The sequence below is a fragment of the Bacillus sp. 179-C3.3 HS genome (genome assembly GCF_047229225.1).
Lineage (GTDB): Bacteria > Bacillota > Bacilli > Bacillales > Bacillaceae > Bacillus.
This window is the reverse complement of record NZ_JBFEFT010000021.1, coordinates 1-26,404: the sequence shown is the minus strand read 5'-3', so window position 1 is coordinate 26,404 and position 26,404 is coordinate 1. Positions and strand designations below refer to the sequence as shown.

Sequence of the window (26,404 nt, the reverse complement as noted above, 5' to 3'; positions counted from 1 at the left end):
TCTATGTATCACTGTATTTAATGGTATGGGCGAATCCCCTGTTTTTCTTCAATTGTTCAGTAGATGGTGATCTAAATTATATTGGACGAGAGCTTTGTCGTGTCTTATACTAAAGGGTAGCCGGTGAAACGGTACTTAGAAGACAGTAGAAATGGTGAGAAAAGAATGCTGGAATATCAGGTGAAAATAGATTCATTTGAGGGTCCATTGGACTTGCTCTTACACTTAATTAACCGTTTGGAAATAGATATTTATGATATTCCCGTCGCTAAAATTACGGAACAGTATTTATTATATGTCCATACGATGAGGGAGCTTGAGCTAGATGTAGCGAGTGAATACTTAGTGATGGCTGCTACTCTCCTGAGTATTAAAAGTAAAATGCTTCTTCCGAAACAAGAGGAAGACCTTTTTGATGAAGAGCTGTTCGAAGAGGAAGAGGATCCTCGTGATGAACTGATTGAAAAATTGATTGAATACCGCAAGTATAAAACTGCCGCCGAAGAACTAAAGGAACGAGAAGAAAAGCGGCAAAATGCCTTTACGAAACCACCAAGTGATTTAAGTGAATTTGCCAAAGAAGCAGATCCGAAGGACACGAATTTACATGTGACCGTGTATGATATGTTAGGTGCGTTCCAAAAGGTCTTAAACCGAAAAAAAATAATGAAACCAGCACCATCGAAGATTACGAGACAAGAAATCCCGATCGAAGACAAAATGAATGAGATTATGAGCCATTTAAGACAAACGAAACAGCGGACCAATTTCATGACTCTATTTCAACATGATCAAAAGGAACACCTTGTCGTGACGTTTCTTGCTGTTCTTGAACTGATGAAAAGTCATCAAATTATTCTAGAACAGGAAGGAAACTTTGAAGACATTTATATTATAGGGAGTGAAACGATTCATGACGCTTGATATCGTGAATTGGAAAGCCATTATAGAGGCACTGCTCTTCGCAGCAGGAGATGAAGGCTTAACAAGAAAACAGCTCATGTCTGTTCTTGAAGTAGATGAGGAAGCATTGCTTGACATTATGTCTGCTGTAAAGGAAGAATATCAAAAAGAAGAACGAGGCATCGAGTTGATCGAATATGCAGATTCATATATGCTGCACACAAAAAAAGAGTTTAGCGTTTACTTAAAAAAACTAGTCGAGACACCTTCAAAAGGTTTGTCACAGGCAGCGCTTGAGGTACTGGCGATCGTTTCCTATAAACAGCCGATTACACGTGCTGAAGTAGAGGAGATAAGAGGTGTCAAATCAGAGCGCGTGCTTCATAGCTTAGTTGCCAAAGCGTTACTGTGCGAAGTTGGGCGGGCTGATGGCCCTGGACGAGCCATTCTTTACGGCACGACACCTACCTTTTTAGAGCAATTCGGCTTAAAGGCCCTAGATGAATTGCCACCGCTACCCGAACATGTGGAAGCGGAAGGGGTGCAAGAAGAGGCCGATTTATTTTTTGAAAACTTCAATCAAACATTTGAAGAGGTAAAATAGTTCATAATAAGGAAAATTGTATGATAAAATGTTACTATGTAAGATAAAACGGTGACAAGGTCATGAGGGGAAGGTAAATACGATACAAATGACACGTGTGAATGTGAAGGCTCAAGTAGATCAAGTAGGTATTTTTTTAAGGAAGGTTTCAACAGAACTGAATGACTATCTAAACGAAGCGACCTTATCTAGCTTGAAACGTTTAAATCCCGATGCGGAATCCTATTATTGTGACATATTGAGTACATTACGGAAGCTCGCGGTGTATAGCGAGGATGCAGCAGCAGTTTGTCATAAAATGATGCAACAGCATACTTTTCCGCAAGAAGCTGCACAGCAAACTCTTTACCGTATTTATCATCAATGTGTGGAAGAATTTTTTGCTCCGACACTGGATACATGGTATGAAGATAGTCGGTCAGCCTATACAGGGAAAAATAGCATTGTATTCCACCATGAGGTATCGGCTGATATAAAACGATTGTTTTCTTTATTAGAAAAAGACTTTTTAACGATGAGAGAAGAGCTGGAATTTACAACTTCTCAACAACAAATGAACATGATGTAATCATGAAATGGAAGCACCTCTCATTGGAGAGGTGCTTTTTTTATGGGTGAAGGCATCATAACTTTTTATGCCGTGCATACACTTGTACAAAACGGACAAGGACGTGAATGAATATGCCCTTTTTAAAAATTGGAACAGCAGTCCTTCTTCTATTTACACTCTTACTGCCATTTTCCACACAGGTACAAGCCAACCAATCACTATCGGTGAGTGCAAGAAGCGCCATATTAATAGATGGGCATTCAGGCAGGGTTTTATTTGGGAAGGACGAGCATGAGAAAAGAAGAATCGCTAGCATCACAAAGATTATGACAGCGGTCTTAGCGATTGAATCTGGGAAAATGAAAGACACTGTCAGAGTCTCAAAACGTGCAACGCAAGCGGAAGGTTCGTCCATTTACTTAAAAGAAGGACAAAAGGTGAGTTTAGAAGATTTGACATACGGACTCATGCTGCGTTCTGGAAATGATGCGGCTGTTGCCATTGCAGAACATGTTGGCGGTAGCTTAGAAGGATTTATTTTTATGATGAATCAAAAGGCGTCTGAGCTTGGAATGGAGAATACAAATTTTCAAAATCCTCATGGGCTAGATGACCATAAAGACCATTATTCGTCTGCCTATGACATGGCGATATTAACAAAATACGCCATGGAGCATCCGCAATATCAAAAAATTGCCGGCACCACTTTCTATAAAGCAAAGACAATCGAAGGCTATTGGAAAAATAAAAACAAACTATTAACTGGCTTATATTCATATTCGACTGGAGGGAAAACGGGGTATACAAAGCTAGCAAAACGTACACTAGTCTCAACAGCTGCCAAAAATGGAACCGATTTAATTGCTGTCACGATCAATGCCCCCGATGATTGGGATGATCACATCTCAATGTTTGAATATGCATTTACCCATTATAAAACATATGTCCTTGCTGAAAAGGGAAGGCTTGACTCTTTAAAAGGGACTTTTTACGAAAAAAAAGCGTTTATCAAGCGTGATGTGGACTATTTGTTAAATGAGGAAGAGAAAAAACAAGTCAAAATTGAAACGGAAATGCTTACACCTGAGAAGAAGTGGAAAAAAAACGCTGAAGTGATTCCGGATGTGGTCGGTCAAATGACGTTTTTGTTAGAGGATCGGGTCATCGAGCAAGTGCCGATTTTTTATGAAAATCAGCGCCAATCCATGCCTCAAAAGACCTTTCGGGAAATGTTTCAATCTGTTTTTCAGACTTCGATAGGCGGCTCTTCATGGTCAATCTAATATGGGTGTTTCTCACTGTATGTGGTCTTGTATACGCCATGATAAATGGAACGATGCAAGAAGTAAATGAAGCAGTGTTTAAAGGATCAAAGGAAGCGGTGACAATCTCAATTGGTCTTATCAGTGTCCTTGTTTTTTGGTTAGGGCTGATGAAAATCGCCGAAGATGCAGGGCTTTTAAGATTCTTTAGTAAAATATGTCGTCCATTTATTTCAAAGCTATTCCCGGATATACCCCCAGATCATCCGGCGATGGGGTATATTTTATCCAATCTTATGGCGAATTTCTTTGGTCTCGGGAATGCTGCCACACCACTTGGGATTAAGGCGATGGAGCAGATGAAGACACTTAATGGAGGGAAAAATGAGGCGAGTCGCTCGATGATTACGTTTTTAGCGGTCAACACCTCGTCCATCACGCTTGTGCCGACTACGGTCATTGCAATAAGAATGACATATGGGGCACATACCCCAACAGATATTGTGGGACCAACGATATTGGCCACTCTTATTTCAGGTATCGGTGCGATTCTGATTGATCGCTATTTCCATTATCGTAGAAGTAAACGGGGGTGATCTTGTGGCAATGATGAACTGGCTGTCACTTGCTTTGATTCCACTGATCATCGCAGGCATACTCATTGCAGGAACAATCAAAAAGGTACCAACATATGAATCATTTGTAGAAGGCGGGAAAGAGGGAATTCAAATTGCCTTTTCCATCATTCCATATTTAGTTGGGATGCTCGTGGCCATCACCGTTTTTCGCGCTTCAGGTGCGCTTGACTTTGTGATGGGATTGTTAAAACCAGTGTTTACTGCGATTGGGTTTCCGCCAGAAGTTGTCCCGCTTGCCTTTATCCGGCCTATTTCAGGAACGGCTGCACTTGGGATGACATCAGATCTCATTGCGACATACGGACCTGATTCTTTTATTGGACAACTCGCTGCCGTCATGCAAGGGTCAACAGACACCACCCTCTACATTTTAACGGTCTATTTCGGAGCAGTTGGGATTAAAAAAATGGGCGATGCGTTGAAAGTAGGGTTGTTAGCAGACTTGATTGGGGTTATTGCTTCTGTGATCATCGTGAGTTTATTATTTTATGGCGCCTAAAGAGGTGCTTTTTTTGTGTTTTCTGAGTCGAAAAGAACTTTTGAAGGAGATGAACCTTTATTTTTTCACGAATGCTTGTGTGTTTTAAGCCAACAAAGTAAGATAGTGAATGAGGTGAAAGACAAATGGAACGTTTACAGAAAGTAATTGCACATGCCGGTGTCGCATCACGACGGAAGGCTGAAGAATTAATTAAAGAAGGACGAGTTACCGTTAATGGACAAACAGTCACAGAGCTAGGTGTGAAAGTAGGCTCTTCAGATAAAATTGAAGTCAACGGATTAAAGCTAGAAAGAGAAGAACCGGTTTATTTCATGTTATATAAACCACGTGGAGTCATTTCCGCAGCAGAAGATGATAAAGGGCGTAAAGTGGTGACGGATTTCTTTGATGACGTCCCGCAACGACTTTATCCAATTGGTCGTTTAGATTATGATACGAGCGGTTTAATCTTAATTACAAATGATGGTGAATTTGCACATAAGCTGATGCATCCGAAGTTTGAAATTGATAAAACATATGCAGCAAAGTTAAAAGGAATTCCTTCAAAGGAATTATTGAGAAAGCTAGAAAAAGGCATCTTGTTAGATCATAAAAAAACGGCACCTGCTCGTGCCAAAATTCTTTCGATTGATAAGCGAAAGCAAACGTGTATTGTCCAATTAACCATTCATGAAGGCAGAAACAGACAGGTGAGACGCATGTTTGAAGCAATTGGTCATGATGTATTAAAACTTAAAAGAGAACAATATGCCTTTCTTCATATTGAAGGAATGCGACCAGGAGAACGCAGAGAATTATCACCACATGAAGTGAAGCGTTTAAGAGCCATTGCAGATCATGGAAAAAGTGCTTTCTAATTTTCACATAAACTTCAAAAAGTGAAGAAGCATCAACTGGCGGAGAATGCTATAATTTACCTGAATGTCTATGGGAAGGGGTACTTCAAATGAAGAAAAGACGATTTTTCATACGGACGGGCATTCTCCTCGTGATGCTTGCGGCATTAGGTTATACGATGTATAACTCAGTATTTGCGAAACAGGATCGGATCAAAGAAGGTTCCATTGCACCTAATTTTGTCCTGCAATCGGTCGATGGGGAAAAGATTGAATTAAAGGACTTAAAAGGCAAAGGCGTCTTTCTCAATTTTTGGGGTACTTGGTGTGGTCCGTGTAAACAAGAATTTCCCTATATGGCAAATCAGTACAATGCATTTAAGGATCGCGGTGTCGAAATCGTCGCAGTGAATGTTGGAGAATCAAATATTGCTGTGAAGAATTTTATGGATTCCTATGGCGTGAATTTTCCTGTTGCCATGGATAAAGATCGGCAAGTCACAGAGGCATATGATATTAAGCCATTGCCAACCACATTTTTAATCAATCCTGAAGGCAAGGTCATCAAAGTCATAAAGGGAACCATGACAGAACGTGATGTCTATGAATATATGAATTTGATCAAACCAAAGGGGTTATAGAATGAAAGAAGTAAAGTGCGAGTGTGGACACATTAATCCAATCGGTACAGTTCTATGTGAATCGTGTGGCAACCCAATAGCGGCAAAAGAGAAGAACTCTTCTAAACTGTTAGATATGAGATATGACGGCAGTGCGAGACGCTCGCAAACATATAACAAAACAATTGTTGATAAAGTATGGAACTTTTTTTCTTCCGTTAAAGTCGGTGTTTGGCTCATTGTCATCACACTTTTCGCTTCCTCACTAGGAACTATTTTTCCGCAAGAGCGATTTATCCCTCCAGGTGCCTCTGCTTCAACCTACTACGAAGAGCAATATGGATCGTTTGGTAAGCTTTATTTCACTCTTGGATTCCATGATCTATATAATTCTTGGTGGTTCTTAGCACTTGTGGCATCAATCGGAATTTCTCTTGTGATTTGTAGTCTTGACCGAGTGATTCCACTTTATCGAGCATTGAAAAATCAAGGTGTTGTGAAAAAAGAAGGGTTTATGAGAAGGCAACGTCTTTTCAGCGAGACAGAGCAAACATTAGAAGAGCATACATATGAAGGCATCGTAAGCGCAATGAAACGAAAGCGTTATCGAGTAAGAGAAGAAGATGGACATATTTTAGCTGAAAAAGGGCGTTTTTCCCGTTGGGGACCATACGTCAATCACATCGGATTAATTATTTTTCTAATTGGCTCAATGCTCCGTTTTGTTCCAGGCATGTATGTGGATGAAACACTCTGGGTGAGAGAAGGAGAAACCGCTCCGATTCCAGGCACAGACGGCCAATATTTTTTGAAAAATAATCAATTCACAATTGATCGATATGAATCAGATAATGAAAAACAAGTGTTTGAAAATGCCATCGAAAAAGCTGGAGACGGTCAAGTGGTCAAAAGCTACACAACCGATGCCATTTTATACAAACGTGAAGGAGAAGTCGTTTTTGGTGAAAAGCCGAAACTGAAGCAAGTAACAGAACATGATATTAAAGTAAACGAACCGCTCCAGTTTGACAATTTTTCATTATATCAAGTCGATTTTAAACAAAATGAACTCGATCAAATGGTCTTTCAGCTGATCCGGAAAGATACAGAAAAGTCTTTCGGAACAGTGGAGATTAATCTGCTGGAGCCTCAATCAGAATATGATCTTGGTAGCGGTTACAAAGTGAAAGTGATCAGTTATTTGCCTGATTTTTATTTTGATGAAGAGGGCGTACCGAGTACGAAGACGAGGAATCCGAATAATCCTGCTTTCGTATTTGAGATGATTTCCCCTGAAAAACCAAAGGGTGAAAAAAGCTTTGTCGCCATTCAAGAGACAGTTGAGGGGTCTGATAACAACCTCTATAAGATGAAATTTGAACGCGTTGAAACCAAAAATGTCACTGGATTGACTGTTAGAAAGGATTTAACACTAGGGATTTTAATCATTGGTGGAATCATTTTTATGATTGGGGTCGTACAGGGGATGTACTGGCAGCATAGAAGAATTTGGGTGTCGATCAAAGATGACAAAGTGTTTGTTGCAGGACATACAAACAAGAACTGGTTCGGGTTAAAGTCTGATCTAAACGTGATATTGAAAGACAGTGGCATTAAACAACCACTAGATCAAAAAGAACTGCCTGATACGATCAGTGTCAGTAAAAGTAAGGGGGAGGGGTTAGATGGCGGCAGTTAGTGAAAATTTGTTATTTGCAGCTTTTCTATTATATTTAGCGGCAGTGCCTTTTTTTGGAGGGGCAATTAAAGGGAAAAAGACAGAGAGTGGCCCACGTCATAATAAGGCGGCACGTATTGGAATTGTACTCACCATTGTTGGTTTCTTGAGTCAGCTTGGATATTTCATATCAAGATGGATCGCATCAGGTCATGCACCAGTGAGTAATTTATTTGAATTCACCACTGCCTTTGGAATGATGCTTGTGCTTGCATTTATTATTTTATATTTTGTTTATCAAGTGTCAGTACTCGGTTTATTCACGTTACCGATAGCGCTATTGATTATTGCATATGCAAGCATGTTTCCATCCGATATTTCACCGCTCATTCCTTCTTTACAAAGCAACTGGCTCTATATTCATGTGATCACAGCAGCGCTTGGTCAGGCCATTTTAGCCATTAGTTTTGTTGCAGGCGTCATTTTTCTATTAAAGCATGTTGATCAAACAAAGCCGGGGAAAAAGACGTTCAGTTTAGAGCTCGTGATGTTTATGATTGTTGTCACCATTGCATTTATTGCGGTCACTTCTACCTTCAGAATCTCTGGTTATGAAGCGAAGTTTAATTGGGTAGATAAAAATGAAAAAGAAAGCGTCATGGTTTACGAACTGCCTGCCCTTGTCGGTCCTCATAAAGGGGAGCTCGTCACAGCCGATCGCCTAGAACCTTTCGTTGATTTACCGCCTGTTTTTTCTGGCAGAAAAGTCAATACTGTTCTATGGTCATTTGGAGTCGGACTTGTGTTATATGGGGTCATCAGATTAATGATACGAAAAAGACTAAGTGCTCTCCTACAGCCATTTGTCAAACAGGTCAATCTTGATTTAGTGGATGAAATTGGGTACAGGGCGGTTTCAATTGGATTCCCTGTATTTGCACTAGGTGGACTGATCTTCGCCATGATCTGGGCACAAAAAGCATGGACGAGATTTTGGGGCTGGGATCCGAAGGAAGTATGGGCACTCATTACATTTCTCTTTTACGCTGCCTATCTTCACCTACGATTATCCCGAGGATGGCATGGTGAAAAATCTGCATGGCTGGCAGTGATTGGGTTTGCCATTATTATATTTAATCTCATTTTTGTCAATCTTGTGATTGCGGGGCTTCATTCCTACGCTTAATCAACGAGAAAGGCCAAACTTTATGATTCTATTCGGCTTTTTGTTAAAATGAATGTAACAACGGAGAAAGCAGGAGGATTGTCAAATGGAACACACAATTCAAACGAAAATTTTAGTCGTAGATGATGAGGCAAGAATTCGCCGTCTTTTAAAAATGTATTTAGAGCGTGAAAACTATGAAATCGATGAAGCAGAAAATGGCGATGAGGCAATTCAAAAAGGGCTTCAAACGGATTACGACCTCATTTTGCTGGATTTAATGATGCCTGGCACAGACGGAATTGAAGTGTGTAAACAAATTCGTGATAAAAAGGCAACGCCTATCATTATGCTGACGGCAAAAGGCGAAGAAGCGAACCGTGTACAAGGATTCGAGGCAGGTACCGATGATTACATCGTGAAACCTTTTAGTCCTCGTGAGGTTGTCTTGCGTGTGAAGGCGTTACTCAGAAGGTCGTCTCAAACGTCTTATCTGAATACGGGTACAACGACAAAGGATGTCCTTGTGTTTTCTCATCTATCCATTGATCACGATGCACATAGAGTCACCGCTGATGGTAAGGAAGTCAGTTTGACGCCTAAAGAATATGAGCTTTTATACTTCTTAGCCAAAACGCCTGATAAAGTATACGACAGAGAGAAGCTATTAAAAGAAGTTTGGCAATACGAATTCTTTGGCGATCTCAGAACGGTAGATACTCATGTGAAAAGACTGAGGGAAAAATTGAACAAAGTGTCACCAGAAGCTGCGAAAAAAATCGTGACAGTATGGGGTGTCGGTTACAAATTTGAGGTCGGCACTTAATGAAACTTTGGAAAAGTGTCGTAGGAAAACTATGGTTAACCATTCTTTTCCTCGTCCTCATTGTTTTGTCTATTTTAACCGTGCTTCTTTTAGAATTTATCGAGAATTATCATGTAGAGGAAGCTACGTCTGACTTAACCTTGATGGCAAACAAAGTGGCGGTTATTTTAGAAGGTCATGAAGATCCATCACTTGCGAGATCGATTACATCAGAGCTTGCCGATCAATTGACGAGTATTGCGATCATTGATGAAGACGGATCAGAATGGTATACGTCTCAAAAAGGCGGTAAGCTCTCTTCCATCACGAAGGAACAAATTGAAGCGGACGAAGACCTTCATCAAGCGCTGAAACAGCGAGAAAAAGTTAGTAAACGTGCCAAACCGCAAACAGATAATAAAGGTGATGAACGAATCGTTGTCGGTGTTCCTTATGAAGCGAACGGAAAGAAAGGCATGGTCTTTCTTTCGCAGTCACTACTTGCTGTAGAGCAGACAACGAAGCATACAACTCGCTACATTTTCCTTGCGGCCGGAATCGCGATTGTCCTGACAACAGTCTTTGCTTTTTTCTTATCGACACGAGTGACGTATCCTCTGCGAAAGATGAAAGAGGGGGCACAGGATCTCGCGAAGGGGAAATTCGATACGAAGATTCCTATTTTAACGCAGGATGAAATCGGGGAATTGGCGATTGCCTTTAATCAAATGGGCAAGCAGCTGACTTTTCATATTACAGCACTGAATCAAGAAAAAGAGCATTTATCCAACATTCTAAGTAGTATGGCAGACGGTGTCATCACCATTAATATTGATGGAACCATTCTCATGACGAACCCTCCGGCGGAACGATTCTTGCAGGCATGGTATTATGAGCAAAATATGAAGATCAAAGATGGAGATGAACTGCCGCCAGATGCAAGGAAACTCTTTCACACAGCAGTGAGTACGGAAAAGGAACAAATGATTGAAGTCACCTTACAAGGGCGGACTTGGGTACTTCTCATGTCTCCGCTATATAATCAGCAAGATGTCAGGGGCGCAGTTGCGGTTCTTCGTGATATGACGGAAGAACGCAGACTTGATAAACTGAGAAAAGACTTTATTGCCAATGTGAGCCATGAACTCCGTACACCTATTGCGATGCTTCAAGGATATAGTGAGGCGATCGTTGATGACATTGCCGGATCAGAAGAGGAAAAGAAAGAGATTGCCCAAATTATCTATGACGAATCGTTGCGAATGGGACGACTTGTCAATGATCTACTGGATTTAGCGAGGATGGAAGCGGGACATATTACGCTGAATCTTGAATCGACAGATACAGAAGAGCTGATTGAAAAAATCTACCGCAAGTTTCTTGGGATTGCGAAAGAAAAACAAATCAACCTGACGTATCACATCGAGGTAGAAGAACCATACTTTGTGTTCGATCCAGATAAAATGGAGCAGGTGTTTACCAACCTTATTGATAATGCCATTAGACATACACCTTCAGGCGGGGACGTTCACTTTTCGGTTCAATCCATCGAAAACGGTCTTAAGATGGATGTGAAGGATTCTGGAAGTGGTATCCCTGAAGAAGATCTGCCATTTATTTTTGAGCGTTTTTATAAAGCGGACAAAGCGAGGACGAGAGGACGTTCTGGTACTGGGCTTGGTCTTGCGATTGTGAAAAACATCATAGAAGCGCATCAAGGATCAATTCACGCGCATAGTAAGACGGGAACCGGTACACATTTTACTTTTTACATTCCAAGAAAAAAGCAGGAACGCGTCTAATCATGACGAACAATCTTGTTACATGAGAAACACTTCTTTTCGAAAGAAAAAGAAGTGTTTTTCTATTTTTAAGGAGAAGTTAAACTAAAAACCCTTTCCAACTTGTCGATCTTGTAATATATTTGTCATAAAGTTGTAATGTAACGTTTTGTAAGAGTCACTCGACAAAAATAAGTGAACGGAGGGGTTTCCTATGCATGAAACCTTTCAAAAAATATATGATTCGTACCACCAAGATTTGTACCAGTTTTTATTTTATATGGTAAAAGATAAAAATCAGGCAGAGGATCTCGTTCAGGAGGTTTACATTCGGGTACTTCACTCATATAAAACTTTTGAAGGAAGAAGCAGCCAGAAAACTTGGTTGTTTTCGATTGCAAGGCACGTGGCAATTGACTGGTTTCGCAAACAGCAAACGATTAGGCAGCGGGTGCTTGGCACATTTGATTGGGATAAACAGGACGTAAGAGATCCAGCTGTACTTCCAGAGGATCTGGCAGTACAAGGTGAAAATGTGCAGGAAATCTATGCTGCTCTCGATCATTGTACGATTGATCAAAGAGCTGTCATCATTTTAAGATTTATCCAGGGCTACTCAATCATGGAGACGGCAAAGGCGCTAAAGTTCTCGGAAAGCAAAGTCAAAACAACTCAGCACCGAGGCCTGAAAGTGCTCCGAAAACAGATGGAGCTTTTGAAGGAGGAGCGAGTGAATGAAAACGAACAGGTCCGATTGGAGCGAAGAACGACTCAAGGTGTTACTAAGTCAGCTTCCAAAGGTGGAGGACAACCGTTCATCTAAGCAGGTCTACCAGCAAATGTTACTAGCGAGCACAAAGAAAAAGAAACAGGTGAAATGGATCGGCCCGGCGGTTGCTACCGTTGTTGTGTTATTTATGGCGTTTATCATTTCTCCTCAATTATTTCAGCGTGCTGCGTATGATACGAAAAAAATAGAGTTAAGGGCTGATCAAGCTCAGGTCAATGCAACAGTAGAGGCTGTAAAAAAGACAACCGATGAATCTTTCCATGTTGTTTCTTCGGCTGATCAACAAAAATTCATGACGATTGCTTACATAGATGAATCGACATCTCACGTTGTCCCCATTAGTATTGAAAAAGACAATCAAGACACTCAAGTACAGGCGCTTCTCCGCACATACGAACAGTTGCAGTTACCTGACATGACAAAACCTCTTCAATCCTATATTGAGATGGTGGATGTGACTGAAAAAGGAGAAACACTTGTCATTCAACTAAAGAGTGATCTATCGATTGATACCTTAAAAGAAGCTAACCGCTTCAAAGATATGATCAAGGAAACATTAAAATGGAGTCAATATGAGAAAGTTGAAGTCAAATCAATCAATGGTGCGAAGCTTCAATTAGGGTCGCAAGGAAGTGTTGGAACGATTCCAATCGCAAAGCAAACAAAGCATGCCTACTACGCTCTAGAGAACAACAGTGGGACATTTTTAGTGCCCTCAAAAAAACAATATGCTACCTATGAGGATGCAGTTGAAGCAATGAAACAAGTGAGTGAAACAGGACTTGACCCATTGATTCATCAAGAAAGAATAGAAGACGTCACTTCAAATGGTAAGCAAGTGACCATCACGTTTGGGACAGCCACGCCATTAACTGACTCGACTGATCATGTTCAACTGATTGAAGGTCTGCTGCTCACAGCGAAAGATTTTGGTTATACAGATGTTTTGATTCAAAATGCTGGGATAGATCAAGTAGGCCCTTACGAATTAAAAAATTCACTAGAGGTACCGGCTTTGCCAAACCCAGTGGTCATCAATAAACAGTAAAGACGCGAGAGTTTGGCGTCTTTTTTTGATGTATAGAAAAGCGGGTACTTGCTGTATACTAAGCTGTCATCAATAGAATCTCAAAAAGGGGAATCACGAATGAAAAGGTTTGGTTTCATCAGTGCCACTTGTTTTTTGCTTTTCTCCTTGTCACCAATGACACATGCACAGAAAATCGAATGGATAGAGCCGGTCAAAGGGGAAGTCACCGATTTGTTTGGTACAAGAGGAGGCTCACATAAGGGATTGGACATTGCTGCGCCTGAAGGAGAATCTATTTTTGCTGCGAGTGAAGGGATGGTTAGTCGGTCATATGTATCAGATACATATGGAGAAGTGGTGTTTATTCAGCATCCTAATGGGTACGAAACGGTCTATGCCCATTTAAAACAACGCTTTGTGTCCACTGGTGATCATGTAGACGCTGGACAACCAATAGGCATCATTGGTAATACAGGCGCTTCTAGAGGGACTCACTTGCACTTTGAAGTGCATCGAGGCCATTGGTCGATTGAAAAAGAAGATGCCGTAGATCCACTGACCATTATCGCGCTAGATCGTTTCAATGAGCCAGCACTACATGTAAATGGACAACACGAACAACATACATATGTGATCAAACAAGGGGATACACTTTGGTCAATTGCAAAAGCACATCGTATGACTGTCGAGCAATTAAAGAAAGTGAATGAGCTTACAACTCATCTCATTCGAACGGGCGATCGTTTAATGGTTTCAACAAAATAGACCTCATGCTTTGCATGAGGTCTACACAGATTTTATAAATCAATTAAACGGACAGAAAGAATGTCACGAACTTCAGTTAACTTTTGAACAATTTCATCCTCAAGATGCTTATCGAAAGAAAGCATCATGATGGCTTCGCCGCCTTTTTCTTTACGTCCCACTTGCATTGTAGCAATATTCACATCATGGTCTCCAAGAATTTTTCCAACCTGACCGATCACGCCAGGTGCATCTGTATGCTGAATATAGACAAGATGTCCATCAGGATAAAAATCAATATTAAATCCATTAATAGAGACGACACGCTCTCCTAAATGCGGAATATACGTCGCTTTTAGCGTAAAGGTTGAAAGATCGCCTTTGACTTCGATCGCAATGCTGTTCTCGTAACCGGATTCGCTAGAAGAAATTTTCTCACTGAAACTAATTCCGCGTTCTTTTGCTACCATACCAGCATTTACTTCATTCACAGTAGAGTCAACACGTTCTTTTAAGAAGCCAGATAATAGACTTTTTGTAATAAATGATGTTTCGAGTTTTGAAATGGAGCCTTCATATGAGATTCCTACTTCCTTGACAGGTTCTCTCATTGATTGTGAAACTAGACGTCCGAGTTTTCCGGCAAATTGGTGATAAGGCTGGATCTTTTTAAATTCGTCTTTTGTCATCGCTGGTAGATTAATAGATGACATGACAGGAAGCCCTTTTGCAAATTGTAGTACTTCTTCAGATACCTGTGCAGCCACATTTAATTGCGCTTCTTTTGTTGATGCACCAAGATGCGGAGTGGCAATGACGAGCGGATGATCCACAAGCGGGTTATCTGTAGGTGGCTCGACCTCAAATACGTCAAGTGCCGCTCCTGCGACATGACCACTTTCTAGTGCTTCATAAAGTGCATGCTCGTCAATAATGCCACCGCGGGCACAGTTAATAAGGCGGACGCCTTTTTTCGTCTTTGCAATCGTTTCTTTATTTAGAAGGCCTCTCGTTTCTTTTGTTAATGGTGTATGTACCGTAATAATATCTGATACTTCAAGTACTTCATCAAGTGATTTTGCATTCACACCGATTTTTTCAGCACGCTCTTTTGTGAGAAACGGATCAAATACGTTCACCGTCATGCCAAAAGCTCTTGCGCGTTGGGCAATCTCACTACCGATTCTGCCTAGTCCAACAATTCCGAGTGATTTTCCGTAAAGCTCAGCTCCGACAAATGCGCCTCTGTTCCATTCTTTTGACTTCACAGAAATATTGGCTTGTGGAATATGACGCATGAGCGATGAGATCATGGCAAACGTATGCTCAGCTGTTGAAATTGTGTTACCATTTGGTGCGTTGATGACAATAACGCCATGTTTTGTTGCTTCATCAATATCAATATTATCTACCCCGACACCGGCACGACCAACAATCTTTAATGAAGTCATTTTTTCATATAGTTCTTTTGTGACCTTTGTTGCACTTCTGACAAGTAACGCATCAAACGTGTGTAGCTCATCTTCAGCTTCAGTGACATTTTTTTGGACAATTTCAATAAAATCAGATTCTAACAGTGGTAACAGACCCTCGTTGCTCATTTTATCTGAGACTAATACTCGAAACATCGTAAGATTTCCCCCTAAATAAACGTCATAAATATCTGATAATTTACCATATTCTAATTCATTGTGTCAATCAAATTAAAGCAGTAAAGTGAAAAAGGAAACACGAACATTTCTTGATGTCCTGATGAAGAATGAACACCTTTAAACAAAAGATACCCAATTTTTACGGTTTTGTCATTATGAATTTTACGTTTTTTACGATTTTTTAAAACGGAGGAATTCGCTCAGGTTTTTATCTGTACAAATGCACATATATTAGATATAATGATGTCGAATTGAATAATGATCAATCTTCGGGGCAGGGTGCAATTCCCTACCGGCGGTGATGAGCATAGTCTCTAAGCCCGCGAGCCTTTTTGGCAGGATTCGGTGTGATTCCGAAGCCGACAGTATAGTCTGGATGGGAGAAGATGGAGGTTCATAAACGTTGAAAACAAGGTTGTTGACACGTTTATTTGACTAGCCTAAATTTCCCGCTCCTATGTCTGTATATGAGCGGTTTTTTTTATGGCGGAAAATTGAACAATCCTCTTTTCGAAAGATTTGATCGAAAAGGAGAGAGAAATTTGAATCAAAGTAGAGTAAAGCGTTTAGTTGTCACAAGTATGCTAAGTAGTATTTCATTTGTGTTGATTTTATTGGATTTCCCTTTTCCAGGACTTCCAGCGTATTTAAAAATTGATTTTAGCGATATTCCGGCGATTATTGCGATTTTACTATATGGACCGGGAGCAGGTATTGCAGTTGAAGCATTAAAAAATGTATTGCACTACCTCATGCAAGGCAGTATGTCGGGCGTTCCTGTAGGGCAAGTCGCAAATTTTATTGCAGGTACACTATTTATCCTACCGGTTGCCTTTATGTTCAAAAAAATTAAGTCAGCAAAAGGGATGGCATGGTCTATGATCATGGGAACATTGCTCATGACAGTCATGATGAGTATTTTAAATTATTTCTTGTTCCTTCCTGCTTATACATGGTTTTTAAATGCACCTGAACTTTCAGATCAAGCGCTAAAAACGACCATTACAGCAGCGATCCTACCATTTAACTTTATTAAAGGAATCATTATTACCATCGTATTTAGCTTCATTTTTGTGAAAATGCGTCCATGGTTTGAAAATAAACGACGATTACAAAATAGTTAATATAAAAAAAGCCCCTTTGAAAGGGGCTTTTGTCCTATTCATGCTTAAGTGGGTCACCATCGAAAGATTCGTCCGCAACTTTAATGGAGTCAGTTGGGCATCCTTCAAATGCATCAAGCATATCTTCTTCAAGTACTTCTGGAACTTCTACAGTCCCTTGGTTGTCATCAAGCGTAACAAATGCAATGCCTTCATCATCATAATCATAAATGTCTGGAGCAGCTGCACCGCATGCGCCGCAAGCAATACATGTGTCTTTGTCTACAATTGTATATTTTGCCATGTTAAAAAAATACCTCCCAGATTGTTCGATGGAACAAATGGTTTAACCTATTTTTAGTTTCACCGATAAAAAACCAATTTCCTCAAACCTTATTGTAATGATTTTAAATTCACATTTCAACTGTAAAGTGATTGAGAATGCTTATCACATAAGGGTTTGTTCATAACTTTCCCTCATAAAATGAGTTTAAACATTTCTTCTTCTTTGAAATCTGTTAAAATAAAGGGAGAAAACATTCGAATTTTGTCAGGAAGACAGGTGCTTTGGTGAATGACGATTCATTACTTGGATGTCATGTTAATGGATAGCTTACATAAATTGAACGGAGAACGCTCCATCAGTGCTGTCTACCATCTTTTTAAAGGGAAAAAATCATCACAAACCATTCAGGATGCTAGCTTATTTCAACTTTCCAGATATTTCGGCTCTGTACCTCAATTGACTCGAGATCAGCTTCATCGTACGATGCGGAAGCTTGAGGATCAGCAATACATCCGAAAATTAGACGACACGTATCGCGTCACAAAAGTAGGAACAAGTCTGTTCATGGACCATGTTTCTAAAAAACCGATGCCACGTTATTTTCATGGTGCACAGTTTCATGATCAAGCCAAGTTGCTATGGCTCAGGTTGTCCTTGCTCGTTCAAGTGCTCTCACATTATGCGGCAGGCGATCATCGATATGTGCCAATTCAAAGAGATATTTCGGTTCAAAACTGGACAAAATCTTTTTTCAAACAGCATCATAAAAAACAGTTAATGGACGATTTGCATCAAGAACTTGAAAGGCTGCTTGCATACTTGAGCGATGAAGAAGCGCTAATATTTGTCTATTCATTGACATCAAATGAACGAATTGGGTTTACATACCAGCAAATGGCTGAATGGATAAAAGAAGATGTGTGGTATGTTTACTTGCTTTTTTGGAATGTGCTGCATTATTTTATTCAATCTGCCCAAAAAGGTGAGGCACCGATTATAAAAGAGATGTTAGCCGACCTTGAAAGTAAACGTGTTTTAACGAACTCCACACATAAAACGCTTGAGCTTGTAAAAAAAGGTTTTAGCATTGTGCAAATTGCACAAATTCGTTCGTTGAAAACAGCGACGATTGAGGACCACATTGTGGAACTGTCTCTTCATGAGCCGAGCTTTTCAATAGAACCTTATGTCAACTTAGATGAACAAAAGGCCATCCAAGATGTCGCAAATCAGCTTCAGACGAACAAAATGAGGCTGATTAAAGAAAAGCTTGATCAGCCATTCAGTTATTTTCAAATACGACTGGCGCTGACAAGGATGGTGAAAACGAATGGATAAGCTTCATCAAACACTCAAACAATACTTTGGCTATGAGAAATTCAAAGAAGGGCAAGAGGAGATTATCCAAAGTGTCCTTCAGCAAAAAGACACAGTCGCTATGCTGCCTACTGGCGGGGGAAAGTCACTTTGCTACCAACTTCCAGGCTATATGATGGAAGGATTGGTTCTCATTATTTCACCACTATTATCATTAATGGAAGACCAGGTGGAACGAATGAAAATGAGGGGAGAAAAGCGTGTTGCCGCGCTAAATAGTACCTTATCTTTTGGAGAAAGACAGCAAATCATTCGCCATCTGTCATCATATAAATTTTTGTTTGTTGCCCCAGAGGCACTCCTGTCAGACATCCTTTTAGAAAAATTAAAGTCGATGCATATCGGTCTTTTTGTAGTGGATGAAGCCCATTGTATTTCTGAATGGGGGCACGATTTTCGTCCAGAATACTCCAAGTTAGGGAAGTGGAGAGAGGAGTTAGGGCATCCTGTGGCATTGGCATTAACAGCGACTGCGACGAAGCAAACCCTAACGGATACTGTCAATACGTTGCATTTACAGCATCCCGATTTTCATATTCATTCAGTGAATCGGCCTAACATTGCACTTGTGAAAGAAGTACATGAAACAAAAGAAGCAAAAGAAAAACGTGCCATTCAGCTAGTCGATCACCTTCAAGGTCCCGGCCTGATTTATTGTCCGACTCGGCAAATGACAGAAGACATCGCTTTGCTCGTGAAGCAAAAAACACGTGAAAGGGTTGCGTTCTATCATGGCGGGATGGAACCAGGAGATCGCATCCTGATCCAGCAACAATTTATCAAAGGACAAATCGATCTGATTTGTTGTACCAGTGCTTTTGGCATGGGAATTGACAAGGCAGATATACGCTTTGTGGTTCATATGAGCCCGCCTCAATCCATTGAAGCGTTTATGCAGGAGATTGGGAGAGCGGGAAGGGATGGCGAATCTAGCGTGAGTGTTCTTTTGTATACAGAGGAAGATGCGGAGATTCAAAGTCATTTAATTCAAGCAGAAGGTTTCGCCGATCCAGAAATCTCCTTTTTCCTAGACCAATTAAAACAAACACCTACATCCGACGAAAAAAAATGGCGAGAACGCCTAATGGAAGCGGGCCTTCAAGAAACGCGTGCGAGAATGCTAACACATTACTATATGAAGTACCAAGATGAACAACCCGATATTATGATGGAGCATTTGAAGCAAAAACTGAAAGATAGACAAACAGAAAAACTAAGAAAAGTGTGGCAATTTAAAGAGCGATTGATCGCCCGTCAATGTTTTAGACAATCTTTGCTCTCATATTTTTCTGAACAGCTTGACGAGGCGGCGAGCGGGCTATCGGAAAATTGTTGCTCTATTTGTGGCCTTGACCTATCAGGTTTTGAAAAAAAAGACCAACCATTGGAGTTGAATGAAATGAAACACTGGAAAACAGTGCTCGATCGTGTCTTTCATCTCTCAAAAGAGGCACAGGATTGATTAAACAACATCGTCAAATCATTCAAAAATTAACGGACAGGCAAATTGTGGAGCAACTTTATTTTACACAGTTGCTCATGTGCATTGTGTCCTTATTATTAGGGATTTTCGTATTCGATCAATTGACTGATTTTACTGCGCTTTGGGACATTCGCGATGTACGGATTCTCACATATGGAATTGGCGGTGCTTTACTTGTCATCATTGTAGATGCGGTGGTGATGAAGGTATTTCCCGCGCATATGTATGATGATGGTGGCTTAAACGAGAAAATGTTCAGAAATCGCAGCATACCGCATATTGTGGTGTTAGCACTGCTCATTGCTTTTTCAGAAGAAATTTTATTTCGCGGTATTCTTCAGCAACAATTTGGTCTGGAGATTGCCAGTATTGTGTTTGCACTCCTTCACTTTCGTTATTTATCAAAAATACTCTTGTTTATCCTTGTGGTTTCTATTAGTATTTTTTTAGGACTTTTATACGAGTGGACTGGAAATTTATTTGTACCAATCATGACTCATTTTGTCATTGACTTAGTCTTTGCATGTCAAATTCGTTTGAAATACAGGGGGAGGGATGACCATGGAAGAAATGTCGAGAATGAAGAGAAAAAGGCAACAGACAAATAACCATGACGATGTAGAGGGACATATTGAAGAAGAAATGAAGCCTTCAGATGACTCTCACTTTCCTACGCGAGAAGATTTTCATGAATATAAAAAGCAGCGTACAAAGAAGGTACGTAATCCGCTGTTTACAACATTAGCTATTATTTTTCCTGTCATTGTCATTGGTGTCTTCTTCCTATTGGTGTACTATACATCAAATGAAATAAAACAAAATAACAACCAAGGTGTATACATCGATCACACGTCAAGCGCTGACACAGATCCAGTCCAGTCAGCGGTTGACGAAACAGATCGTGATGCAAACGCTGCTCATCCTGCTACGTCAGATGAAGAGAAGAAAAAGCAGGAAGAAGAATTAAAAAAGCAGCAGGCAAAAGAAAAAGCGGAACAAAAGAAAAAGGAACAAGCGGCCAAAGAAAAGGAAAAACGTGAGAGAGAAGCAGCCGCTAAGAAACGTGAAGAACAGCGTTTAGCGATGCAAAAGCAGCAGGAGCAGAAAAAACAACAAGAAGCAGAAAAGAAACAAAAGAAGGAGAAAAAGCCAGTTCGTGTAGTGCAGCACACTGTTGGCCCAGAGGAAACGCTTTATCGCATTTCCATGAAATATTATCAAGACCGTTCAGGTGAAGAAAAGATCAGAGCGTATAACCAATTAAAAGGAAACAGTGTGTACAGTGGACAAGTATTGAATATCCCATTAGACAACTAATTGCGTGACATGTTTTGTAGGAGCATGACATACATATGTAGAAAAAGGACAGGGTGTATGTGATGACATTACACGCAATTAGCCGCTATATGGATCAGCCTACACAAAAAATGATCGAAACGTTAATCAAAAGAAAACACAAATATCAAACGTTTGAAAAACAGTGCAAAAGGTGGCAATGGACAGCCCTTCTTTCACTTGCGATACTTCTTATTTATTTTGTGGTCACCGCCAATCAGGGAGGATCGTTGCATCCAGAAGGAATGATCACAACACTTCTCGGTCATGAAGTGTTTCTATTTTGGATCATGGCAGAAGTGTTTGCTTTTTACGCCTCTTATTATTATAAGAAAAAAGAAGAAAAAGCCGAGGATGAATATCATAAGCTCAGATGTGAGATTATACAAAAAAGCACTGATTTATGGCCGCAATCCACTCAGTGGAAAGAACGAGAGGCTGTCTTTCGCTATATGCAAGAGCAGTATGACATCAATCTCTATTATGAAAGTAAATAAATGTGCAAAAGACGTTTAATAGATGAAACGTCTTTTTTCTTTCAACCGTCTTATCAAAAAGAGATGTAAGGGAGATATACTTCATGAAAAATGCGATTGGAATCTTAGCAGCCATTACGGCTGTTACAACAGGTGTGTGTGTAACGGCAAAAATGGTCAAAACGGCAAAACAAAATAATATCAAAAAGCATTACTTTACAATAGATGCACTTCAATCTCACAGACCTGCGGTGATATTCTTTATATCTGATACACACCGCCGCCTCATTAGTGACACGTTATTAGCTCAAGTGAAACAGGAAAAGCCTGATGTGATTATGATCGGTGGAGATTTAGCGGAAAAAGGTGTTCCTTATGCAAGAATTGAAGAAAACTTAAAACGTTTAACAGCCATTGCTCCTGTTTTCTTTGTATGGGGAAATAATGACCATGAATTGCACCAGCAAAAACTAAAAGATTTGCTCCATGCTTATGATGTACGGGCTTTGCAAAATGAAACAACAGTATGGCATTTTGAAGGACAGCCAATAAAAATTGGTGGGATCGATGATATTAGGCTTGAAAAGGCAGATTATGAAGCCATTCGACCTGAATTTATCAAAGAAGAAGTGAATATTCTTTTATCACACAATCCAGATGTTCACCACATAATGAGTGAGGAAGAAGGCATTGATCTCGTGCTTAGTGGTCATACCCATGGCGGACAAATCCGCATTGGGAAATTTGGTCCTTATGAAAAAGGGGGAACAGGTCTTATCAAAGGTGCTTACTATCTCATTAGCAATGGGTATGGAACAACGAAGATTCCAATGCGTCTTGGAGCAGAACCAGAAACACATTTGATCTATTTAATGCCCCTAAAAACTCATTAAAACCGTTCTCCCTCAATATTTTCCATAAAAGTGTCTCTCAGCATCTCTTCCTGCTTGTCTTCCGTCATGACACAGTGTAAACTGAATACAAAATTAAGAACCTATGACTCATCATCTCATATACTACAGTATGATGTGTGTTAGAAGAGGCAGGAGGGAACGTTATGCGACTAGAGCGTCTGAATTATAATAAAATCAAAATTTTTCTCACACTAGATGATCTGACAGACCGAGGTCTTACGAAAGAAGACCTTTGGAAAGATTCGTTCAAAGTTCATCAGCTATTTAAAGACATGATGAACGAAGCGAATCAGGAGCTCGGTTTTGAAGCAAATGGACCGATTGCTGTTGAAGTATTTTCTCTTCAGGCGCAGGGGATGGTCGTCATTGTCACAAAGAGTCAGCAAGACGATGATGATGAGTTTGATGAAGATTACATTGAGATGCAGGTCAAGCTCGACGAGAGTAAACATGTGCTTTATCAATTTGCCTCGTTTGAAGATGTGATACAACTGTCCCATAGTTTAAGTCGTATTGGACTTTTAGGGGGTACAGTTTACCATTATGAAAATCAATATTTTCTCAGCTTAGATGATGTCGAAGATTTATCGCCTGATACAGTGATTTCGATCTTGGCGGAGTATGGTTCTCCGACAACCATTACCATTCACCGATTAAACGAATATGGAAAAATCATTATAAAAGACGAAGCAGTGAAAACGATTCAATGCTATTTTTAACCATTTTTCCCTGATTTCATGAATGCTGTTGTGATAAAACAACAGTATTTTTTTATATGGATAAACGCGACTTTTTTATTTTGATAAAAAACGTTTTTTACCTTTGCTTTACCAGTACGAAGGTGTATACTAATGCTTGAAAGGGAGCAGTAGATCATGAAAGATTTCTAGGGGGTTTATTCTAATGGCAGCCGATCAAAACGCCGCTCATAACGCAGAAGATAAGCTAGATGTTTTAAAGTCAACTCAAACCGTCATTCATAAAGCGCTTGACAAATTGGGTTATCCTCAAGAAGTGTATGAACTGTTAAAGGAACCAATTCGTCTATTAACGGTTAAAATTCCAGTACGTATGGACGATGGAACGGTGAAAGTGTTTACTGGTTATCGCGCACAGCATAATGATGCTGTTGGACCAACTAAAGGCGGAATTCGATTCCATCCGAACGTAACTGAAAAAGAAGTGAAGGCGCTTTCAATTTGGATGAGTTTAAAATGTGGTATTGTGGATCTTCCTTATGGCGGAGGAAAAGGCGGTATTATCTGTGATCCAAGAGAAATGTCATTCAGAGAGCTTGAAACACTGAGCCGAGGATATGTACGTGCCATCAGTCAAATTGTTGGGCCAACAAAAGATGTTCCAGCACCTGATGTCTTTACAAACTCGCAAATTATGGCTTGGATGATGGATGAATATTCTAGAATTGATGAGTTTAACTCGCCAGGATTTATCACAGGAAAACCAATTGTTCTTGGAGGGTCTCATGGACGTGACACTGCAACAGCAAAAGGTGTGACGATCTGTATCAAAGAAGCGGCAAAGAAAAAAGGAATTGACATCAAAGGGGCACGTGTTGTCGTGCAGGGATTCGGGAATGCCGGTAGTTACTTGGCTAAATTCATGTATGACGCAGGAGCGAAAATTGTCGGAATTTCTGATGCTTACGGCGGTTTGTATGATGAAGATGGTCTAGACATTGACTACTTGCTTGACCGACGTGACAGCTTCGGAACAGTGACGAAGTTATTTAATGATACAATTACAAACAAAGAACTGCTCGAACTTGAATGTGATATTCTCGTACCAGCAGCAATAGAAAACCAAATTACAGAAGAAAATGCGGCAAATATTAAAGCAAAAATTGTTGTAGAAGCAGCCAATGGTCCGACGACGCTGGAAGGAACTCAAATTCTGACAGATCGCGGGATATTGCTTGTGCCAGACGTACTTGCAAGTGCGGGTGGTGTAACGGTTTCTTACTTTGAATGGGTTCAAAATAATCAAGGGTTCTACTGGACAGAAGAAGAAGTAGAAACCCGTTTAGAAAATATGATGGTGAAGTCATTTAACAATATTTATGAAATGGCACAAAATCGCCGCATCGACATGCGTCTTGCTGCATATATGGTGGGTGTACGTAAGATGGCTGAAGCTTCTCGATTCAGAGGCTGGATTTAAGCGGCTTATTTGCATCATAACCCAAAATCTCCTATGCTTAAATAGGAGATTTTTTTATGAAATGGCGCAGAAGCGAAACCAAGTAAGTACATAGTGATTTGCAGGAAACGACAGGAGTGGAACAAATGAAACAAGAAAAAGCAATTATTATAGGAGGCGGGCCATGTGGACTATCAGCAGCCATTGCCTTCAAAAATATCGGTATCGATGCACTTGTCATTGAAAAAGGAAATGTAGTCAACAGTATTTATCACTACCCTACACATCAAACTTTTTTCAGTACAAGTGAAAAGCTAGAAATAGGTGATGTCGCTTTTATTACTGAAAACCGAAAGCCAGTCCGCATACAGGCGCTTTCTTATTATAGAGAGGTTGTTAGACGAAAAAACATACGAGTGAATGCCTTTGAAAAAGTACATACGGTGACGAAAGCAGACGGACAATTTACAGTCAGTACGTCGAAAGATGAATATGCATGTGATTATGTAGTCATTGCGACTGGTTATTATGATCATCCGAACTATATGAATGTCAAAGGGGAAGACCTTCCTCACGTGTATCATTATTTTAAAGAAGGACACCCGTACTTTGATAAAGACGTGACAGTCATTGGCGGTAAAAATTCGAGTGTCGATGCCGCACTAGAACTTGTGAAATGCGGGAGCCGGGTGACTGTTTTGTACAGAGGAACTGAGTATTCTTCTAGTATTAAACCTTGGATTTTGCCAGAGTTTGAAGCCCTTGTTCGGAATGAAACAATCCGTATGGAGTTCGGTGCACATATCGAAGAAATCACATCACAAGAGGTTGTTTTTACAAACGAAAAAGGTGAATTAGACCGTGTGAAAAGTGATTATGTTTTTGCAATGACTGGTTATCACCCTGATCATTCATTCCTTGAGAAAATGGGTGTAACCATTGACCAACAATCAGGACGCCCTACATTTCATGAACAGACAATGGAAACAAATGTTGAAGGCATCTTCATTGCAGGCGTCATAGCAGCCGGAAATAATGCCAATGAAATCTTCATCGAAAACGGGAGATTTCATGGAGAGATGATTGCGAACGAGATTCACAATAGAATAAGCAAGTAAAAAAAGAACTGAATCCTATTCAAGGGTTCAGTTCTTTTTTTATGGGATTATATAGAAAGATATTTTGAGAAAAGTGGGCTGGAGTCATATAAAAAACTAGTAAATCATGGTACCATAATAAAGGATAGTGTAAGGAAAGAGGTCTGATCATGATCGCAATTATCTCGGCAGGTTTAGCTCCTGGCATTGCACTTTTATGTTATTTTTATTTAAAAGATCAGTACGACAATGAGCCGATTCATATGGTCATCAGATCTTTTATGCTAGGTGTCATCCTTGTTTTTCCAACCATGTTTATTCAATATGTCCTTGAAGAGGAAAATATAGCTACAAGCCCAATACTCATTTCATTTGTCACATCGGGTTTTTTAGAAGAATCATTGAAATGGTTTATTTTAATGGTTAGTGTCTATGCCCATGCACAGTTTGATGAGCATTATGACGGTATTGTATATGGTACAAGTGTCTCGCTCGGCTTTGCGACACTTGAAAATATTCTTTATTTAGTCGGTCATGGTGTAGAATATGCCTTCACACGCGCTTTATTACCAGTATCAAGTCACGCTCTTTTCGGTGTTGTGATGGGGTTTTATAT

Annotated in this window: 28 protein-coding genes and 1 riboswitch; of the genes, 26 read left to right on the top strand and 2 right to left on the bottom strand. The window is 40.1% G+C overall.

Going from position 1 to position 26,404, the window contains the following annotated elements; translation table 11 throughout:
* Window positions 1-165: 165 nt before the first annotated feature.
* From AB1K80_RS13045 to AB1K80_RS12975, 15 genes are all read left to right on the top strand, one after another.
* Window positions 166-924: a segregation/condensation protein A gene (locus AB1K80_RS13045; RefSeq protein ID WP_412857147.1), complete on the top strand. Its 759-nt coding sequence runs from the start codon at window positions 166-168 to the stop codon at window positions 922-924.
* Window positions 914-1,507 (top strand): SMC-Scp complex subunit ScpB, encoded by a 594-nt coding sequence (scpB, locus tag AB1K80_RS13040; protein WP_412857082.1) that lies wholly within the window; start codon window positions 914-916, stop codon window positions 1,505-1,507. The genes AB1K80_RS13045 and scpB overlap by 11 nt, the downstream gene beginning before the upstream one ends.
* Window positions 1,508-1,595: 88 nt before the next feature.
* Complete coding sequence (locus tag AB1K80_RS13035; RefSeq protein ID WP_412857080.1) at window positions 1,596-2,075, top strand: DUF3907 family protein; 480 nt, start codon at window positions 1,596-1,598, stop codon at window positions 2,073-2,075.
* A gap of 113 nt (window positions 2,076-2,188) precedes the next feature.
* Window positions 2,189-3,340 carry a D-alanyl-D-alanine carboxypeptidase family protein gene (locus AB1K80_RS13030; RefSeq protein ID WP_412857078.1) on the top strand — a complete coding sequence of 384 codons (1,152 nt, stop codon included), beginning with the start codon at window positions 2,189-2,191 and terminating at the stop codon, window positions 3,338-3,340.
* Window positions 3,328-3,915 (top strand): nucleoside recognition domain-containing protein, encoded by a 588-nt coding sequence (locus AB1K80_RS13025; protein ID WP_412857077.1) that lies wholly within the window; start codon window positions 3,328-3,330, stop codon window positions 3,913-3,915. The genes AB1K80_RS13030 and AB1K80_RS13025 overlap by 13 nt, the downstream gene beginning before the upstream one ends.
* Window positions 3,916-3,919: 4 nt before the next feature.
* Window positions 3,920-4,456 (top strand): spore maturation protein, encoded by a 537-nt coding sequence (locus AB1K80_RS13020; RefSeq protein WP_412857076.1) that lies wholly within the window; start codon window positions 3,920-3,922, stop codon window positions 4,454-4,456.
* 125 nt (window positions 4,457-4,581) lie between these two features.
* Entirely contained in the window at window positions 4,582-5,316 is a 735-nt protein-coding gene (gene rluB, locus AB1K80_RS13015) for a 23S rRNA pseudouridine(2605) synthase RluB (RefSeq protein ID WP_412857075.1), read from the top strand.
* An 89-nt stretch (window positions 5,317-5,405) separates the two neighbouring features.
* Window positions 5,406-5,936 (top strand): thiol-disulfide oxidoreductase ResA, encoded by a 531-nt coding sequence (gene resA, locus AB1K80_RS13010; RefSeq protein ID WP_412857074.1) that lies wholly within the window; start codon window positions 5,406-5,408, stop codon window positions 5,934-5,936.
* Window position 5,937: 1 nt separating this feature from the next.
* Entirely contained in the window at window positions 5,938-7,614 is a 1,677-nt protein-coding gene (locus AB1K80_RS13005) for a cytochrome c biogenesis protein ResB (RefSeq protein ID WP_412857072.1), read from the top strand.
* Window positions 7,601-8,779, top strand: coding sequence for a c-type cytochrome biogenesis protein CcsB (ccsB, locus tag AB1K80_RS13000; protein WP_412857071.1), 1,179 nt, complete (start codon window positions 7,601-7,603; stop codon window positions 8,777-8,779). The genes AB1K80_RS13005 and ccsB overlap by 14 nt, the downstream gene beginning before the upstream one ends.
* Window positions 8,780-8,864: 85 nt before the next feature.
* Window positions 8,865-9,584, top strand: coding sequence for a response regulator transcription factor (locus tag AB1K80_RS12995; protein ID WP_412857069.1), 720 nt, complete (start codon window positions 8,865-8,867; stop codon window positions 9,582-9,584).
* Window positions 9,584-11,365: an ATP-binding protein gene (locus AB1K80_RS12990; RefSeq protein WP_412857067.1), complete on the top strand. Its 1,782-nt coding sequence runs from the start codon at window positions 9,584-9,586 to the stop codon at window positions 11,363-11,365. Before AB1K80_RS12995 ends, AB1K80_RS12990 begins: the two co-directional genes overlap by 1 nt.
* Window positions 11,366-11,558: 193 nt before the next feature.
* Complete coding sequence (sigX, locus tag AB1K80_RS12985) at window positions 11,559-12,167, top strand: RNA polymerase sigma factor SigX (protein WP_412857066.1); 609 nt, start codon at window positions 11,559-11,561, stop codon at window positions 12,165-12,167.
* Window positions 12,079-13,182, top strand: coding sequence for a sigma X negative regulator (locus tag AB1K80_RS12980; RefSeq protein WP_412857065.1), 1,104 nt, complete (start codon window positions 12,079-12,081; stop codon window positions 13,180-13,182). Before sigX ends, AB1K80_RS12980 begins: the two co-directional genes overlap by 89 nt.
* Window positions 13,183-13,281: 99 nt before the next feature.
* Complete coding sequence (locus AB1K80_RS12975) at window positions 13,282-13,929, top strand: peptidoglycan DD-metalloendopeptidase family protein (RefSeq protein WP_412857063.1); 648 nt, start codon at window positions 13,282-13,284, stop codon at window positions 13,927-13,929.
* 32 nt (window positions 13,930-13,961) lie between these two features.
* On the opposite strand, the gene serA is transcribed toward AB1K80_RS12975, so the two are convergent.
* Entirely contained in the window at window positions 13,962-15,536 is a 1,575-nt protein-coding gene (gene serA, locus AB1K80_RS12970; protein WP_412857062.1) for a phosphoglycerate dehydrogenase, read from the bottom strand.
* 285 nt (window positions 15,537-15,821) lie between these two features.
* Window positions 15,822-15,952: riboswitch (FMN riboswitch) on the top strand.
* Window positions 15,953-16,102: 150 nt separating this feature from the next.
* On the opposite strand from serA, the gene AB1K80_RS12965 reads away from it, so the two are divergent.
* The gene (locus tag AB1K80_RS12965; RefSeq protein ID WP_412857060.1) at window positions 16,103-16,684 is read left to right on the top strand and encodes an ECF transporter S component; all 582 of its coding nucleotides are present in this window, start codon (window positions 16,103-16,105) and stop codon (window positions 16,682-16,684) included.
* Between the two features lie 34 nt (window positions 16,685-16,718).
* Here the strand turns inward: AB1K80_RS12965 and AB1K80_RS12960 are convergent, their stop codons facing one another.
* Complete coding sequence (locus AB1K80_RS12960; RefSeq protein WP_008361239.1) at window positions 16,719-16,967, bottom strand: ferredoxin; 249 nt, start codon at window positions 16,965-16,967, stop codon at window positions 16,719-16,721.
* Window positions 16,968-17,237: 270 nt separating this feature from the next.
* Between AB1K80_RS12960 and AB1K80_RS12955 the strand changes: the two genes are divergently transcribed.
* The 10 genes from AB1K80_RS12955 to prsW form a co-directional block, all read left to right on the top strand.
* Window positions 17,238-18,287: a helix-turn-helix domain-containing protein gene (locus AB1K80_RS12955; protein WP_412857058.1), complete on the top strand. Its 1,050-nt coding sequence runs from the start codon at window positions 17,238-17,240 to the stop codon at window positions 18,285-18,287.
* Window positions 18,280-19,788 (top strand): RecQ family ATP-dependent DNA helicase, encoded by a 1,509-nt coding sequence (locus AB1K80_RS12950; RefSeq protein WP_412857056.1) that lies wholly within the window; start codon window positions 18,280-18,282, stop codon window positions 19,786-19,788. Before AB1K80_RS12955 ends, AB1K80_RS12950 begins: the two co-directional genes overlap by 8 nt.
* Window positions 19,785-20,417, top strand: coding sequence for a CPBP family intramembrane glutamic endopeptidase (locus tag AB1K80_RS12945; RefSeq protein WP_412857054.1), 633 nt, complete (start codon window positions 19,785-19,787; stop codon window positions 20,415-20,417). Before AB1K80_RS12950 ends, AB1K80_RS12945 begins: the two co-directional genes overlap by 4 nt.
* Window positions 20,371-21,126, top strand: a complete 756-nt coding sequence (locus AB1K80_RS12940; protein ID WP_412857052.1) for a LysM peptidoglycan-binding domain-containing protein — start codon at window positions 20,371-20,373, stop codon at window positions 21,124-21,126. Before AB1K80_RS12945 ends, AB1K80_RS12940 begins: the two co-directional genes overlap by 47 nt.
* Before the next feature lie 62 nt (window positions 21,127-21,188).
* Window positions 21,189-21,641, top strand: a complete 453-nt coding sequence (locus AB1K80_RS12935) for a DUF2663 family protein (protein WP_412857051.1) — start codon at window positions 21,189-21,191, stop codon at window positions 21,639-21,641.
* A gap of 83 nt (window positions 21,642-21,724) precedes the next feature.
* Window positions 21,725-22,513 (top strand): metallophosphoesterase, encoded by a 789-nt coding sequence (locus AB1K80_RS12930; protein ID WP_412857049.1) that lies wholly within the window; start codon window positions 21,725-21,727, stop codon window positions 22,511-22,513.
* Between the two features lie 164 nt (window positions 22,514-22,677).
* Window positions 22,678-23,253: a genetic competence negative regulator gene (locus tag AB1K80_RS12925; RefSeq protein ID WP_412857048.1), complete on the top strand. Its 576-nt coding sequence runs from the start codon at window positions 22,678-22,680 to the stop codon at window positions 23,251-23,253.
* A gap of 184 nt (window positions 23,254-23,437) precedes the next feature.
* Window positions 23,438-24,712, top strand: a complete 1,275-nt coding sequence (locus AB1K80_RS12920) for a Glu/Leu/Phe/Val family dehydrogenase (RefSeq protein ID WP_412857047.1) — start codon at window positions 23,438-23,440, stop codon at window positions 24,710-24,712.
* A gap of 125 nt (window positions 24,713-24,837) precedes the next feature.
* Window positions 24,838-25,809 carry a YpdA family putative bacillithiol disulfide reductase gene (locus AB1K80_RS12915; protein ID WP_412857046.1) on the top strand — a complete coding sequence of 324 codons (972 nt, stop codon included), beginning with the start codon at window positions 24,838-24,840 and terminating at the stop codon, window positions 25,807-25,809.
* 149 nt (window positions 25,810-25,958) lie between these two features.
* Window positions 25,959-26,404: glutamic-type intramembrane protease PrsW (gene prsW / locus AB1K80_RS12910; protein WP_412857045.1), on the top strand; the 446-nt coding region annotated here is incomplete at its 3' end.